This is a genomic window from Sphingobacterium sp. IITKGP-BTPF85 (genome assembly GCF_001006065.1).
In the GTDB taxonomy this organism is placed as follows: Bacteria; Bacteroidota; Bacteroidia; order Sphingobacteriales; family Sphingobacteriaceae; genus Sphingobacterium; species Sphingobacterium anhuiense.
The window spans coordinates 1-588 of the sequence record NZ_ASZT02000334.1 but is presented as its reverse complement, the minus strand read 5'-3'; the positions used below and the strand labels follow the sequence as shown (position 1 = coordinate 588).

General features: G+C 44.2%; 1 protein-coding gene and 1 pseudogene. Both read right to left on the bottom strand.

The genetic code is table 11. From position 1 onward, the window contains the following. The coding region (locus L950_RS31255; protein ID WP_410528165.1) for a ThiF family adenylyltransferase at positions 1-272 on the bottom strand (272 nt) is incomplete at its 3' end. Further along, positions 209-543, bottom strand: a pseudogene (locus L950_RS37670) (HesA/MoeB/ThiF family protein). The gene L950_RS31255 and the pseudogene L950_RS37670, both read right to left, overlap by 64 nt. Positions 544-588: the final 45 nt, after the last annotated feature.

Genomic DNA, 588 nt, shown 5'->3' with positions numbered 1-588 from the left:
AAAGTCATTAACTTATTGACCAAGGGCTCTCCAATACCCGTTATTAACTTCATCACTTCAGTGGCTTGCATCAATCCGATGATCCCTGGCAAAACACCTAATACACCATTTTCTGAGCAGTTTGGAGCCTCTTCAGCACTCGGGACTTGTGGAAATAGATCGCGGTAATGACAGACAGTTCCATCATCATCAGCGACATTAAAGATTGCTATCTGCCTTCGTATTGATAGATCGCCGCAAAAACAAGCGGTTTTTCTAAGCGCGTACAACAATCGTTTATAATATAACGTACCGCAAAATTATCCGTACAGTCAACAACGATATCATACTGTGAAACAATAGCATTAGCATTGCTATCATCAAGCAAAACAGGATGTCCAACGATTGTGATAGACGGATTATTTTCGCTTAGCTTCCGCACAGCAACTGCGCACTTAACTGCCCAAGATCTGCGGTGCTATATAGGGTCTGGCGTTGCAGATTACTCAGTTCTATCGTATCAAAATCAACGATACCGATACGCCCTACACCTGCCGCAGTCAGATACTGCAGTACCGGACAGCCTAACCCTCCAGCTCCGACAACAAG